Source organism: Arthrobacter sp. YN, assembly GCF_002224285.1.
In the GTDB taxonomy this organism is placed as follows: domain Bacteria; phylum Actinomycetota; class Actinomycetes; order Actinomycetales; family Micrococcaceae; genus Arthrobacter.
In genome coordinates, this window is record NZ_CP022436.1 from 4,782,944 (window position 1) to 4,797,670 (window position 14,727).

Annotated in this window: 12 protein-coding genes; 6 read left to right on the top strand and 6 right to left on the bottom strand. The window is 60.5% G+C overall.

The features are described from left to right. Window positions 1-55: 55 nt before the first annotated feature. The 4 genes from CGK93_RS22000 to CGK93_RS22015 all read left to right on the top strand — a co-directional run bounded on the left by CGK93_RS22000 (window position 56) and on the right by CGK93_RS22015 (window position 5,781). The gene (locus CGK93_RS22000; protein WP_089596695.1) at window positions 56-2,092 is read left to right on the top strand and encodes a heparinase II/III domain-containing protein; all 2,037 of its coding nucleotides are present in this window, start codon (window positions 56-58) and stop codon (window positions 2,090-2,092) included. 86 nt (window positions 2,093-2,178) lie between these two features. Then, window positions 2,179-3,594: a right-handed parallel beta-helix repeat-containing protein gene (locus tag CGK93_RS22005; protein ID WP_089596696.1), complete on the top strand. Its 1,416-nt coding sequence runs from the start codon at window positions 2,179-2,181 to the stop codon at window positions 3,592-3,594. A 101-nt stretch (window positions 3,595-3,695) separates the two neighbouring features. Continuing rightward, a complete protein-coding gene (locus tag CGK93_RS22010; protein ID WP_089596698.1) occupies window positions 3,696-4,889 on the top strand; it encodes a glycoside hydrolase 5 family protein in 1,194 nt (397 codons plus the stop codon). 70 nt (window positions 4,890-4,959) lie between these two features. Continuing rightward, complete coding sequence (locus CGK93_RS22015) at window positions 4,960-5,781, top strand: NAD-dependent epimerase/dehydratase family protein (RefSeq protein WP_089596700.1); 822 nt, start codon at window positions 4,960-4,962, stop codon at window positions 5,779-5,781. Window positions 5,782-5,823: 42 nt separating this feature from the next. Here CGK93_RS22015 and CGK93_RS22020 read toward each other — a convergent pair whose 3' ends face one another. Genes CGK93_RS22020 through CGK93_RS22045 form a run of 6 tightly spaced genes read right to left on the bottom strand, consistent with a single transcriptional unit; the run spans window position 5,824 to window position 12,370 of the window. Further along, a complete protein-coding gene (locus tag CGK93_RS22020) occupies window positions 5,824-6,846 on the bottom strand; it encodes a LacI family DNA-binding transcriptional regulator (protein ID WP_089596701.1) in 1,023 nt (340 codons plus the stop codon). A 27-nt stretch (window positions 6,847-6,873) separates the two neighbouring features. Next, complete coding sequence (locus CGK93_RS22025; RefSeq protein WP_089596703.1) at window positions 6,874-7,803, bottom strand: ribokinase; 930 nt, start codon at window positions 7,801-7,803, stop codon at window positions 6,874-6,876. Between the two features lies 1 nt (window position 7,804). Continuing rightward, window positions 7,805-8,722, bottom strand: a complete 918-nt coding sequence (locus CGK93_RS22030) for a carbohydrate ABC transporter permease (protein WP_198318293.1) — start codon at window positions 8,720-8,722, stop codon at window positions 7,805-7,807. Next, on the bottom strand, window positions 8,719-9,639 hold the full coding sequence (locus CGK93_RS22035; RefSeq protein WP_232481454.1) for a carbohydrate ABC transporter permease: 921 nt from the start codon (window positions 9,637-9,639) through the stop codon (window positions 8,719-8,721). The genes CGK93_RS22030 and CGK93_RS22035 overlap by 4 nt, the downstream gene beginning before the upstream one ends. Next, on the bottom strand, window positions 9,636-10,997 hold the full coding sequence (locus tag CGK93_RS22040) for an ABC transporter substrate-binding protein (protein ID WP_089596705.1): 1,362 nt from the start codon (window positions 10,995-10,997) through the stop codon (window positions 9,636-9,638). The genes CGK93_RS22035 and CGK93_RS22040 overlap by 4 nt, the downstream gene beginning before the upstream one ends. Before the next feature lie 29 nt (window positions 10,998-11,026). Next, the gene (locus CGK93_RS22045; RefSeq protein ID WP_089596707.1) at window positions 11,027-12,370 is read right to left on the bottom strand and encodes an ADP-ribosylglycohydrolase family protein; all 1,344 of its coding nucleotides are present in this window, start codon (window positions 12,368-12,370) and stop codon (window positions 11,027-11,029) included. Window positions 12,371-12,784: 414 nt separating this feature from the next. Here CGK93_RS22045 and CGK93_RS22050 point away from each other — a divergent pair, with 414 nt between their 5' ends. Continuing rightward, window positions 12,785-13,876 (top strand): Gfo/Idh/MocA family protein, encoded by a 1,092-nt coding sequence (locus tag CGK93_RS22050; RefSeq protein WP_089596708.1) that lies wholly within the window; start codon window positions 12,785-12,787, stop codon window positions 13,874-13,876. Between the two features lie 15 nt (window positions 13,877-13,891). Then, a complete protein-coding gene (locus CGK93_RS22055) occupies window positions 13,892-14,704 on the top strand; it encodes a sugar phosphate isomerase/epimerase family protein (RefSeq protein ID WP_089596709.1) in 813 nt (270 codons plus the stop codon). Window positions 14,705-14,727 lie beyond the last annotated feature (23 nt).

The following is a 14,727-nucleotide window of genomic DNA, read 5'->3' on the forward strand; positions in this document are numbered from 1 at the left end:
TGTACCCGCCGGCACCGGCCAGCTACCCCATCAACCTGTATAGGACCTTGGCAGAATGTCATTTGATATCGATCCCGCGCCTAACGCCCGCCTTACCAGTCGACTCGATGTGGAAAAGATCGCCGCTTCGTGCGCTTCCGACCCCCGCGCCGCCCGGATGGTGAATGTTCTCCTTGCCCGGGCCACCAAGTGGTCAACCCAGGACACCGTGACTGACCCGGGCGAGCTGGCCGAATGGTGGCATGTCTGCTGGGAACGGATCAGTGACGTGGCTTTTGCCCACGCGTACCGGCCCGATCCCGTTCTTGAAGGTTGGCTTCGGGGCGAAGTGCTGCGAATCTGCGCCCTGAGCCCCGATGAATGGGTGGGTCCGTCCTTCCGGGCCAAAACACGCCCCACCATTGCCTACCTCGAGACCGCACACATAGGGCTGGCTGTTGCCATCGCTTTGGAGCTCTGCCCGGAAATCTTCAGCCCGGCTGAGCGTCAAACCATTGAAGAGGCTGTGATCACCAAGGGCTTGGAACCCAGCCGACGCTGGCTCGAAGCGCAGGATCGGCTTCCGGTCCGCGGGGCTGAACCCGGCCGGGAACTGAACAACTGGTACATGGTGCTGCTGGATGGCTACGCAGCCATGGCCCTCGCCGTCGGTTCGGACCAGGACATCGCGACGCTTCCGGATCGCTTCAAGAAGACTGCAACCTTGTACCAAAGGGACAGCTACCCGGAATCCCTGCAATATTGGGGCTACGCGACTCTCCATCTGACCCACCTTTACGAGTTGATGAGCGCAGCCGGGCTTCCAGGAACCGATCCGGGGCTACTGGTTCCAGCAGCCCGCAGCCTGCCTTGGGTGGCCCATTCGGTCATGTTCCCCACCCAGGAAGGCCTTTGGGGTGAAGGCAAGCACCTGACCTTGCTCAACTTCGGTGACTCGGCCATGACCGGCCGGCCTCCGGCAGACTCGCTACTCTGCATGGCACACCATCTTGAGGACCCGCAAGCAGCTGGCCTGGCCCGTTGGCTGTTCGAACAGGGTTACGCCGATCTTGAGTTGGCTCCTACCGATCTTGCCTCGTTCGGGTTCTTCAATCAGATCAGCTGGATCAGCTTGTCTCATCTGGCGGATGCGGCGGATGCCGTATCGCCGGTGGCAGCAGGCCTGCCTGAGGTTCAGGGCTTCGCAGAAGGAACGGTGATTGCGCGGGACAACTGGACGGACACCCGAACTGTCGTTGCGGTCCGCAACGGCCACGACAAATTGCCGACGGCGTCACACCGCCAGCGCGATCAGGGCAGCTTTATCGCCGGTCATGGCGGCGAAGTGTTCTTCACTGATCCCGGTCACTGCTGCTACCGGCTGCGCGCCTATCAGGACGCCAAAGATAGTAGCGCCCACAGCACCTGGTCCTTCTCGGACCCGGCATCCGGACAAACCATGCACCAGAAACAGAGCCTCGGTATTGATGCCCTGGGCGTTCGCCGTGCGCCGGAAACTGTGGAGAACGTCTTCCCCGGCCCGGCTTCGGTGTTCGGCGCTGACGTGGCTGACGCCTACGGCAAACCGATAACCCGCGCTCAACGCACGTGGATCACGTGGTTGCCTCACGTGGTGATAATCGTTGACGACATTGAGACCTCACAACCGATGGTGGTTAATTCCCAGTTCGTACTCAACAACCGGGACAACAAACTGCGGACCAACCGAGCCACAGATACGCGCTTGGTCTTCCGCCGTGGAGACTCTGCAGTCAAATTCTTCCAGCTCAGCAGCGAAACCGACGGCGTCGCCTCCGCCGCTCCTGTGGAAACGCAGCTCACGGCCCTTCATGATGTTTACGATCCGCACCCCAACGCCCCCGGGCAGGGCAAAGAGGGCAGCGGCCACGTGCATTCTTTCCCCACAGCCACCGCCGGAACCCGTCACCGCGCTGTGTACATCATCATCATGGACCACGACTCACAGATTCAGAACTGGCATGCCTATGCCCAGGCTGACGGCACCGTAGAACTCGGTCTGCCGGACCATACAAAGGTTCTGCTTCCCTTGACGCGGCTCCTCAAGGAAACGCCGGCGAAATCCGGCAAGTAACCCCTTCCAACCAACCAAACATTCCGAACTGCTCCTTGAATCAATGAATAAGTGCAGTCACTTGTGGCTGCCCGAAAGGACTACGCATGGAAAAGATCTCGAACGACACGTCAACGAAGATGAGTCCCGGACGGAGGGATGTTTTGCGGTTGATGGGCATTGGTGCAGCCGTGGGAGCGGTGGGCTTCACCATTGAGGAAGGTGCGCTGCTGACCAAAGCGGCCATGGCCTCCGCTGGACGTAAGATCTACGTCCGTGCTGACGCCGGTACAGGCCCTGACCATGACGGCAGCTCCCCGGAGCGGGCGTTCAACACTTTGCAGGCAGCCTCGAACGTGACCGAGCCCGGGGATACTGTCCTGATCATGAATGGCACCTACATCGACGACGGTGCCCCGGGGAACCAAGGCACACTGATCATCACCCGCTCGGGCACGGCCGGGCAACCGATCACCTACACCGCGTTCCCCCAACACGCCCCGGTGATCACGGTGACCCGGAACTCCTGGACCGGGATCAGGATCACCAGCGCCAGCTACATCACCATCGAAAACCTGACCCTGAGCGGACTCAGCGCCGGACTGAAATATGAAGACGCCTACGAACTGCGCCTCAAAGCCACCCCCACCTACAACGCGAACGGCATCGCCATCCAACCGGCCGCCGGGAACGCCGGCGGAGCCGGTTCCCACCACATCACGGTGCGCAACAACCTCGTGCACCACTGGCCAGGCGGCGGCATCGCAGCAACAAAGGCGGACTACCTCACCGTGCACGGGAACACGGTGCACTCCAACGCCTGGTATTCGATCTTCGCCAACAGCGGCATCTCCACCCTGGTCCCGTCAAACTTCGACTCCAGCACCGGGTACAAACACATCTTCACCAACAACCTCGTCTATGACAACCAGTCCTTCATTCCGTGGCGGCAGCAGGGAAAGATCTCCGACGGCAACGGCATCATCGTCGACTCCACCCTGGGCACCGAAGCCGGCGGCACCCGGTACAAAGGCCGGACATTGGTGGCGAACAACATCGTGTTCAACAACGGCGGCTCGGGCATCCACGCCTACAAAGCCAACGGCGTGGACATCATCAACAACACCGGCTATTTCAATTCTGCGAGCCCGGCCCTGGACTACGGAAACATCGGCGCCTGGGTCAGCGAGGACTGCAACGTCCTGAACAACATCTCCTACGTCCGGACCGGTAAATCCACCAACTCCGCCTACAAAAACATCAACGTCCTCTACGACCACAACATCTACTTCAACGGCCGGGCCCCGGAGGTCGTTGGTCCCAACGACCTCATTGCGGACCCCCTGTTCGTTACCCCGGCCCTAACCCCAGCCGACGCAGACTTCAGGCTGCAAGACGGCTCCCCCGCGATCGGCAGCGGCACCAAGAACCTGGCTCCAAAAGACGATTTCACGGGCAAGACGCGTCCGCCAGGACGTGGAATCGACCGAGGCGCCTACAGGGCAAACGGCTACGGGTCCTGACCTTACCGGCGCCGCTGCCCGGTCCGGCAGGTAGCCCCACCGCCGGACCGGGCACTTCCTAATCCCACTCCGGGAACCTAGACACCGCGAAAGAGATCGACATGACGCAGGCAACCCGTTTCGGGGTCAACTACGTGCCCAGCAAAGGCTGGTGGTACTCGTGGAATGACTGGAACGACCAAGATTTCCAGGACGATTTCCAGGCCATAGCCCAGCTCGGATGCGACCACGTACGCGTGCACTGCCTTTGGCCGCTACTGCAACCGAACCCGGGGATGGTGAGCAACACCATGCTTGATCGCCTTGTCCGCCTTCTGGATCTGGCAGAGGCCAACGGCATGGACGTCATCGTGACAGTTTTCAATGGCTGGCTCAGCGGATTCGATTTCCGCCCCTCATGGCTGCCCGACAACGTCAACATCTTCACCGACGAGGCAGCCATAACCGCTCAGCTGTCGCTCCTCGGTTCGCTGGCGAAGCGGGTAGGTACCCACCCGCGTTTCCTGGGCTTCGACGTCGCCAACGAACCCTGCGTCCTGGCCACTTCAACAAAAAATGTCACAACCCAGCCGCAAGGGGACGCCTGGGTCCGGACCCTCCTGGACCATTGCCAGCAGCTTGCCCCTGGAAAATTGCATTCCGTTGGCATGGATCACGCACCGTGGCTGGCAGCCGACGTTCCCTTTGGTCGGCCCACGCTGGCCAACACCGGTGGGCTCACGCCCATCCACGCCTGGAGCTACTTCACCGGTGCACTCGAGCAGTACGGCCCGCTCGGTACCGGCACACTCCATCTGGCCGAATTCATGCTCGAACTCGCCAAAGCATTCCAGGACGACCCCACCCGGCCCGTCTGGCTTCAGGAATACGGCGTCGCAAACGACTGGATGACACCTCAAGAACGCGAAACATACGTCGACAAAGCAACCCGATCCGCGCTTAGCGTCGAAAATCTATGGGGCATCACCTGGTGGTGTTCTCACGACATCAACAGAGAGCTCACCGGCTTCGTCGAACTCGAATACGACCTCGGCCTCCTCACCGTGGACAACCACGTCAAACCCACCGGCGCCCGTTTCGCGAGCATCATCGCCGAAGTCAAAGCGGGAAGCGTGGCCGAACCCCAACCACGCAATACGGCACTTATCCTTGACGACGACCAGACGCCGGACCTGACCTTCGCGGACCGCTTCTTCGCCGTCATCGACTCCGGCGAGTCCCCGGCGATCATCCTCAGAAGTAAAGCCAACGATGACCGCTACCTGGCCAGCCGCGGGATCACCGCCATAGTTTAATGGCATGCTGCCCTGAAGAAGCTCAAGTCCTGGCATCGAGACCTCAGCAGGTCCCGCAGAAGGAGGAACAATGCCACCGGAAACGATCGTCATCACTGGCGGTGCTGGGCGCATCGCTACCGCGCTGCGCCCACGGTTGAGGAAACCCGGCCGGACCATCCGGCTTCTGGATGTGACCGCACCGGAGGGACCGCTGGACGTCAACGAGGAATTCCACCATATTCCGGTCACCGACCTCGACGGCACCACCAGGGCATGCTTGGGAGCCCGGGCCCTGGTGCACCTGGGCGGGGACCCCTCGGAACGGCCTTGGGCCGAGCTTGTGGACACGAACATCACCGGAACATACACGGCCTTTGAAAGTGCGCGCGCAGCCGGCGTCCCCAACGTCTTCTTCGCCAGCTCACTGCACTGCGTCGGCTACAACACGTTCGAATCCGCAAGCCAAAGCCCGGTTGCTCCGCCACGACCTGACACCCTCTACGGCGTGACGAAAGCGGCAGGAGAAGCAATCGGCAGCCTCTACGCCGACCGCTTCAGCATGCGGGTGGTAGCAGCACGGATCATGGAATTCGGTGAACATCCGTCCGGGCAACGGCAACGGCTCACCTGGTTTTCCCACGACGACGCAGCACGCCTGGTAGAAGCAGCCATACAACTGGCAGAACCGGGCTTCCACATCGTCTGGGGAAGCTCACGGAACAGCAAAGGGACCGTACCCTTGGGACCCGGAGAAGCAATCGGATTCTTCCCGCAGGACGACGCCGAAGACCACCTCCAGAGCATGGCTTCTTCTCCCAAGGATGACCCCAAGGACCCTAAAACCGAACTCATCGCCGGAACGTTCATTGATCCCCAACACCCCATCGACAACGACTGGACGGAAGGCTGATTCCATGGGGCAAGTGCGGAGCTGAACAACGGTACGGGCCTGCTAATGACGGGGCGCGGCGCAACTTCCGCCCACCACCAGGTTTCCTTGGAACACGATTGTCTTCTTTGGTTCCTGGGGCGACGCGATTCTTGCGAGCAGGAGCCGGACAGCGGTGGCTCCGATGTCTTTGAGGGGCTGCCGCAGCGTCGTCAGAGGCGGCTGTGTAAACCGTGCGGATTGAGTTCCGTCGAATGAAACGATGGAGATATCCTCGGGAACACGCAGGCCCAGGCGGCCGCAGGCATGCAGGGCCCCATGGGCCTGCGCGTCGGAACTGACAAACAGCGCGGTCGGTTTTTCATATCCGGGTTGCCTGTGATCGGGGTTCAGCAGGGCCTCCGCGGCTTCGGCTCCCCCTTGAGGAGTGAACGCCCCCTGCGCCACGAGATCTGAAGAATGCGGCGCAGCCGCACGCTGTTGCTGTTCCCGCCACCCTTGCACCCGGTCCTTGCTGGTTCTCAGGGGCCAGGGTCCGCTGATACAGGCGATGCGCTGGTGGCCCCAGCTTTGGAGATGCTCGACGGCGGTGGCCGCACCCTGGATATTGTCCACGTGGACACAAGAGGTGGAATCTGTGTCGTCTACGCGGTCAACCACCACAATTGGCGGCAGTTGTTCCTTATGTTCGCGGACCTTCGCCAGGGCGTCCGAGGAGATCAAGAGCAGCCCATCTGCCCTTCGGTCAATCAAGGAGCGGACATGGGTTCTTTGCAGCTTGGCATCCTCGTGGGTGATACCCACTGAGAGCAGATATCCAGCTTGGAGCAGTTCGTGCTCAATGACCTCGGCAAGTTCCGCAAAGTAAGGGTTAACCGGGCTCGGGATGAGGAGGCCAACCGTTTTGGTGGATCCTCCACGAAGCGCGGAAGCCACCGCATTGGGCCGATAGTCCAGAGCCTCAATGGCCGCATTGACGCGTGCCCGGGCTTCCCGCGAGACCGGCCTGGGTCCCCCGTTAATGACATAGCTGACGACTGCCGGAGACACGTTCGCCAATGACGCAACGTCTGCTCGCGTCGCCATGCCCTGCTCCTTATTTGACCGGTTCTTCTAAGAAAGACTAGCTGTCACCGACCCCAGTTCATCACGCATGGGATAAGAAGACTGTGCGCCGAACCGGCCCACAGCGAAGCTTCCTGCTTCAACGCCCACGGTAGTTGCTTGCTCGAGGGTTGCGCCGGCTGACAGTTCCGCAGCCAAAGCCCCCACGAAAGCGTCGCCGGCGCCGGTGGTATCCACAACGGCGTCCACGGTGGGGGCTCCAACGAGTCCTTCCCCGGAGCTATCGGACCAGCAGGCTCCCTGTGCGCCCATCGTGATCACGGCCGACCGCACATAGTTGCGCAGCACTTTGAGGGCACGCTGTGCCGAGTCATGATCGGTCACTGGGAAGCCAACCATTGCGGCGGCTTCGGATTCGTTCACGATGAGTGGGTCGCAGAAAGATAGTGTCACCTCGGGCATCGCCTGGTAAGGAGCCAGGTTCAGGACAATCCGGCTATCTCTTTGTGCGGCGGCATCGACGGCTGCGTGAATGACTTCCGGCCTGATCTCCGCCTGCAAGACCACAACGGGCGGGTTGGCGTCCGATCCGATGGCCCTGCGGACCCTGTTCGCGTGCAGGGCGTAGTTGGCGCCGGGGACAACCGTAATGGAGTTTTCGCCGCTTTCGAACACTGACACCAGGGCAAGGCCAGTCTGTTCGTGTGCCGCTATTTCCACAGCTGCGGTATCAACCCCTTCCTGGCGCAGGGCGCGCAGCAGGTTTTCGCCGTCCCTGTCATCCCCCACGCATCCAACGAACCGGACCTTGGCACCCATGCGGGCTGCGGCTACGGCTTGGTTGGCCCCCTTTCCTCCAGCATGCTTGACCAGTGCCTTGGCGAGGACGGTTTCGCCCGGTTCCGGTGGGACGACGACTTTTACGATGTAGTCCATGTTTGCGGATCCCACCACCAGAACGGTGCTCTTGCTGCTCACGTTATGAACCTCCCAATCCGGACGAGGCAAGTCCGTCGATGAAGCGGCGCTGAAGTATCAGGAACAGGATCAACATCGGTGCGATCATGATGATGCCCGCTGCGCTGATCAGGGTGAAGTCCTGAGTGTAGCCCTGCTGGAAAGAGAAGAGCGTTGTAGAAACGGGCAACAGGTCACTGTTCTGAATAAAGGTGATGGCGAAAAGGAACTCGTTGTAGGCAGATAGACCAGTCACCAACGCGACGGTGAAAAGCCCGGGCAGGGCGTTGGGGAGCACCACGCGGAAGAGCACCTTAAGTTCCCCTGCACCGTCCATGCGGGCCGCTTCTTCGAACTCTTTCGGAAGGGTGAGCATGAACGACCTCAGGAGCAGTGTCGCGAACGGGGAGAACAGGGCGATGTAGATGATGATCAGGCCCAGCTGCGTGTCATAGAGTCCGAAGTTGGACCAGATGTAGAACAAGGGGACGAGGAACATCTGCATCGGCAGCGAGCTGGTGACCAGAAGGTAGGTGATGAACGAATTGCCTCCCTTGATATCAAGGCGGGCCAAAGCGTATGCCGCGCACCCGGCCACGATGCAGGTGCCCAGTACGGTGCCGCCAACGATGATGACGGAGTTGGTGATGCCGGCCCCCATGTTCGCCTGTTCCCAGGCTCTGATGAAGTTTCCCCATTCCCAGGTTGTGGGCAGGCCCAGCGGATTCGTTGCGAGTTCGCCCTGTGTTTTGAGGGCGTTGAAGAAGAAGAGGACGATCGGGCCGAGGGAGAAAATCGCAAGCAAGGTAATGGCGACTGGCATAAAGATGCCAGCGCCCTTGGTGCGTAGTCGGCGGGAACTTCCGGTCCCGGCGTCGTGCTTTTTGAATTGCGTTTTCCGCTCAAAGGCCATGGCTGTTGACTGCTTTGTGAGACTCATATTTCCCAGTCCCTCGTCTTTCTGATCCATAGGTAGGCTGCGACAACCACGCCGGTGATTGCCGCCATAATGACCCCGATTGCAGAGGCATAGCCTGCATTGAGGTTGGTGAAAGCTTCACGATAAAGCAGCGTTGAGAGAACCTCAGTGGAACCAGCAGGGCCGCCCTGGGTGAGGATGTAAACGTAGTCAAAGGACAGGAATGACCAGATGATGGTCATGAGTCCCAGGAACATGAACGTGGGGCGGATGGCCGGAAGGGTGATGGAGATAAATTGCCGGGCCGGGCTGGCGCCGTCCAAGGATGCCGCCTCGTAAAGGCTCGGATTGATGCCTTGCATGGAAGCGAGGAAGACCACCACCAGGAACCCCCACCACGCCCAGTTGTTGATGAAGGCGACCGCGCCCAGGGCCCATTCACTTTCCCCCAGGAAGTTAATGCCCAGGATCTTGCCGAGTCCAACGTCAGGGGAAAGCAGGACACGCCAGATAGAGGCGATCACGACTGTGGCGATGATGTACGGGATGAAGAACGCTACCCGGAAAAAGAGGGCAAACCGACGCAGCCTGCTGAGCGCGTAGGCACCAAACAGCCCCATCGTCATAGGAACGATCAAGAAGAAGATGGTCCAAATGATGTTGTGCCAAAGTGCGTTGGCGAAAGCCTCGTTGGAAAACATTTCAACGTAGTTTGCGAAGCCGATGAAAGTTGCATCCCCGATGCCGCTCCAGTCGGTGAGGGAATAGTAGACAGCGCTGATGCCCGGGATCAGAATGACCACCACGTTGACGAGGATCAGCGGAACCATGAAGATCCACCCCTTGACGGAGTTGTCCCTCAGGAGCCGTTTCCACCGCCTGGGCCGACGCGTGGGGGCCTGCCCCACAGCAGCTCCATGAGGAAGCACGGTTGTCATGACGCCAGCCCCGAAGGCTTGGGCGCAGTAGGTACCTTCCCGTCAGCGAATTCTTTGGCGAATCGCTCCTGGATGCCGGCGCAGAAGTCTTTTGCGGACATTTTGTCCGTGATGACCTTTTCAAACTCTTGAATCATGTACGTTTCGGTTTCCTGGGGGTAGAACGTCCAGGTCAGGTAACCGATGTTCTTCGCGACGGGGAGCTCCGTGTAGAGGCGGCTGAGCCGCGGGTCGGCGTTGGCGGAGAAATCTGCCAGCTCCAGCTTCAAGGGGGTGGCCGGCCAGCTGACTTCCTCGATCGCCTTTGTAAGGGTCTTGACGTCGGTGGCCAGGAAGTTCAAGTACTCAGCGGCCGCCGCCACGTCAGCGGATTTGGAGTTGATACCCGTTGATTGACCGATGCCGAGGTCCCAAACTTCGTTGGGGACTTCTTTGCGCAGTGACGGGAACGTTGTCCAGTCCCAGTCAGCGTCGTTGCCGGCTTCCTTGCCGAAGTAGGGACGCATGTTGCCCATTTCCCAGGTTCCGGAAACCATGCCTGCGGCTTCGCCGGATGCGAGCTGCTTATAGAGTTTGGGGAACTGGTTGGTGAAGTAGGCGTCCACGGAACCGCCGAACCAACCCTTCTTGAAGTATCCGGAGAGAAGTTCGATGGTGTCGACGAATATCGGGTCCGTCCACGGGGTTTTGCCGGTCAGGGCGGAGTACACGGCTTCGCCGCCTGCATGGTGGTTCAGGAAGACGGACAGGTGCCATTCGTTGGCGCCCTTCCAGTCGGCATTGCCCGCGGCGATGGGGACCATACCCTTGCCCGCGGCTTCAGTGCAGAACGCTTCGAAGCTCTCGCGGGAGTCCGGGACTGTGAGCTTGTTCTTTTCCAGAACGGCAGGATTGAAGTAGAACGCCATGGACTCGTACTGAGTAGGCAAGGTGACCAGCTTGCCGTCAATTTTGGATGCTTCCAGAGACCACGGGGCCAGGACGTCGTTCCATTTGTACTTTTGAGCGTATTCGGTCAGGTCGGCCAAATAGCCCGCGCTTTGATACGCGGCAACCTGTGATGGCCCGGGGGTGAGGATGAGATCGGGTCCTTTTCCTGCAGCCAGTGCGGTCTGGACGAGGCGGTCGATCGTGTCATTGGATTTGACGGTCAGTTCGACTTCTTTGGAGCCTTTGTAGGCTTTGACGAAGTGTTCGCGGAAGTATTTTTCGTTGTCCGCGTCCGCGAAGAAGTTCCAGAACTGGATCTTCCCGCCTGCGCTGGAGCCGCTGTTGCCCCCGCCGCTGCACGCTGCCAATACTCCTGCAAGACTTACTGCGCCGGTCAGTGCGAGGAATCCGCGTCGGTCGATGTTCATTGCAATCTCCTTCGATTACGTGGGCTGGGCTATTTCAGGCCGTTGACGGCCAGGCTGAACGTACGCTCTGCGAGGTCGGAGATCCGTGCGTTGTCGAAGCCGAACAGCGCGGACCGGACCCTGTCCTGCAGGGGGTCGATAAGGTGTGAGGGCAGCTTCGCCGTTCCCGCGAGGATTCCGGCTACGGAGCCGACGGTGGCGCCGTTGGAATCGGTATCCCAACCGCCCATCACAGTCAGTCCCACCGATCGGGTGTAGTCACCTTCGCCCCACAGGAGTCCGGCGACCACCAGGGCCGCGTTATTGACCGTGTGCACCCAGGAGTAGTGCCCATACAGTGACTGGATTTGCTTCAGGGCCTGGTCCCAATCAAGGCCATCCTTGTGCAGTTGCAGCACAGCGTGGATGGCCTCGGCAAGCCGGGATCCGGGCGGAACCACCGACAGCGATACCTTGACGGCTTCGCTGGCATCGTTGGAAGTGAATGCGGCAGAGATGAGGGCAGCAGCCCACATCTCGCCGTAGACCCCATTTGCCACATGTGACAGTGAGGCATCCTGGAAGGCCAGCTCGGCTGCCTTCCACGGGTCTCCGGGGAAAACATATCCGTACACATCACCACGGATTTGGGCGCCGATCCATTCACGGTAGGGGTTGCGGTAGTTGGCAATGTCCGGGCCCGTCAGGCCATTGGTGATATTGATGTACGCGGCTCGTTCTGCAGTGAACACTTGACGCAGCGGCAACAGGGCCGTCCAGGCATCGGCCACATGCTCGGGCGACAGGTCAGCGCCGTGTGTTTCCAACAGGTGCAGGGCAAGGATCGAATAATCGATGTCGTCATCGCGGGACGAGCCGTTGACGTTGCCCAATGTTGTTTCAGTCCAGCATTCACGCAACTCGAAACCAGTCGGCATGGGGTCCAGCGCGGGCACGTAGTCACGGAGCGGGTAAGCGCCGGCAAGCTGCAAGTAGGCCTTGATGTGGTCCGAGGTCCAGTAGTCGCCCAGTTCCACCGGCTTGCCGAGATTGCAGCCTGCGATGCGGCCGAGCCAGGCAGCATGGATCTTGTCGGCCAACGTGGAGGATTCCGCCTCGGTGACGGGAGGAGCGGCAGGCAGGGACTCCCGGATAGCTTCCACCCCCTCGGGTTCTGCGTAGTCCCAATCAGCTGATCGCTGAAGGGACGCCAGCTCGTCAAGGAGCAACAGCACCTGTTGGCGGTTCCGGGGATCTACAGTCGATGCCCGACGGGCGACATCAGCTACGTCATAGCCGGTTTCCTGGCGTTGACGGATTTCATCGCGCAGAAGATCCCAGGCAGAGAGCGGATCAAATGCCGTCGAGGGGAAGTGGGGAGACGGTTCAGCCATGAAACAAATCCTTAGTCGAGGTAATTACGGAGGGCGCATCGTCGCGCGCTGGTATCCGGTTGGGGGGGGAAGCCGTGTGGGGACACGACGTACGCGGCGTGAGCGCCGCAAGGCCGTCGGAATGGGGTCACCACTTCCGGAGGGTGCTTCGCTGAGCCCTTTGTTTATAGGACTCAACACGTGTTGACAACATCAGTGTACGTCGACGTGACGGAGCGCACAAGACTTTAGTTTTCACTATTTACTATTGGCCCGATTCCTGGCCGACAGGCAGTCAAACCATTGACTTTTCAAAAAAATGAATATAACTTCAAACACGCACTGCCACACATCGCCCGCACACGCCACACCCCGGCCTTTAGCGCGGCACCACCCACAAAAGACGTGCTGCTTGGCGCGTTGGAAGGAAAATCCATGACAGCTCCAACAACGCGCGTAGCCTTCGTAGGCACCGGTAATATTGCCGGGCCCTACGCCCAAAGCCTGGCCACGCATCCCGAGCTTGAGCTCGTGGGCGTCTTCGACGTCATGCAGGACAAGGCGAAAGAGTTCGCGGCAGCTCACAGCGTGGACAGCTACACAGATCTGGATGCGTTGTCTGCAGCACGTCCGGACATCGTGGTAAACCTGACCAGCGCTCCCTACCACTACTCCACCACCAAGGCACTGCTCGGTCACGGCCTGACCGTGTTCAGCGAGAAGCCGCTGGCCATGACGGCAACCGAAGCTGCTGAACTGGTGGACCTTGCCCACACGGCTGGTGTCCGGCTCTCCTGCGCCCCTTCACTGTGGCTGGGTGCAGCCAGCCTGGAGACCGCGCGGAGGGTACGCGCGGGAGAAATCGGCGATGTCCGCCTGGTCACTGCCGAGGTTAACCAGGGCAGGATCGAAACCTGGCACCCGAACCCGGACACTTTTTACCAGGTAGGGCCCGTGTTCGACGCCGGCGTCTACCCCCTGACGTACCTCACCGCGGTTTTGGGTCCCATCGTCGAGGTCACTGCCACTTCGGTGAGTATGCTCCCGGAGCGCACTACCCTCTCGGGCGAAACGCTGCAGTTGAGCACTCCGGACGGATGGGTGGTTGTTGCACGTTTTGGCAACGGTGCCGTCCTGCGTTTGACCTGTACTTTCTTTGTTGACTCCGCAACTATTCCCCGTGCCGTGGAGTTCCATGGCGTGGACGGTTCGCTTCGGCTCGATGACTGGTTGCGGGCGGACGCGGGCATTCACCGCGCAGAGTACGCCCGGAAGTTTACCGAGCTGGTGCCGGGCGAGAGCACCGCGGACATTGACTGGTGCCTGGGGCTGGCTGACCTTGCCGCGTCCATCCAGGAAGACCGCCGGCACCTGGTCACGGCAGAGCATGCCGCCCACGTGGTGGAAGTCCTTGAAGCAGTCAAGGCGTCCGCCGAGGCCGGTACCCGCATTGCCGTGACGTCCACGTTCGTTTCCCCGCTTGAAGCAAGCCAGCCCTCCAACACTCCCGCCTTCGCGGACAACTGAAAGGACTTCCATCACATGACGAGCACAGAGACGTACGAGTTGTCCTATATGGGCGCCAACCTCGTTGCCCAACAGCTTGCCTGGAACATGACCGAAGGCTGGATGCAGGGTGACGATGCTGCCAACGCCTACTACCGTCCGGTGGAGACGTTCGAAGAGCGTTTCGGAGCGTTTGTCGACCTCGCGGTCGAAGCGGGCTTTAAGACCATCGATGTCTGGACAGGCCAGTTGAACTGGACCTGGGCCACTGATGCCCATCTCTCTGCAGCACGCCGGGTACTTGATGCCCGGGGCGTTCAGGTTGCCAGCTACGCGGGAAGCTTCGGCAAGACCGCAGATGACTTCCAGCGCGTGTGCGACGTCGCCGCGGCCCTGAACACCACCATCCTCGGGGGAATATGTGAAGCATTGGCCCAGGACCGCGAGGGAGTGCTGGAGATCCTTCGCCGCACAGGCCGCATTCTCGCCCTTGAAAACCACCCCGAGAAAACGCCCGCGGAAATCCTTGCGAGGATCGGCGATGACCATGACGTCCTGGGCACTGCAGTGGACACCGGCTGGTGGGGTACCCAGGGTTACAGCGCTGCCGACGCCATCCGCGAACTGGGTGCTACGGTGAAGCACGTCCATCTCAAGGACATCAAGGCCGAGGGCGCTCACGAGTCGTGCGCACTGGGCGACGGAGTGGTTCCCATTGAGGGTTGCTTGAAGGAAATGGCCGCCATTGGCTACAACGGCCCGGTTAGCATCGAGCACGAGCCCGACACCTACGACCCCACTCCGGAGGTCATTGAGAGTAAGCGCCGGGTTCTCGCTTGGACTAGCTGAACCAGGCAGGAACCAGGAGAACA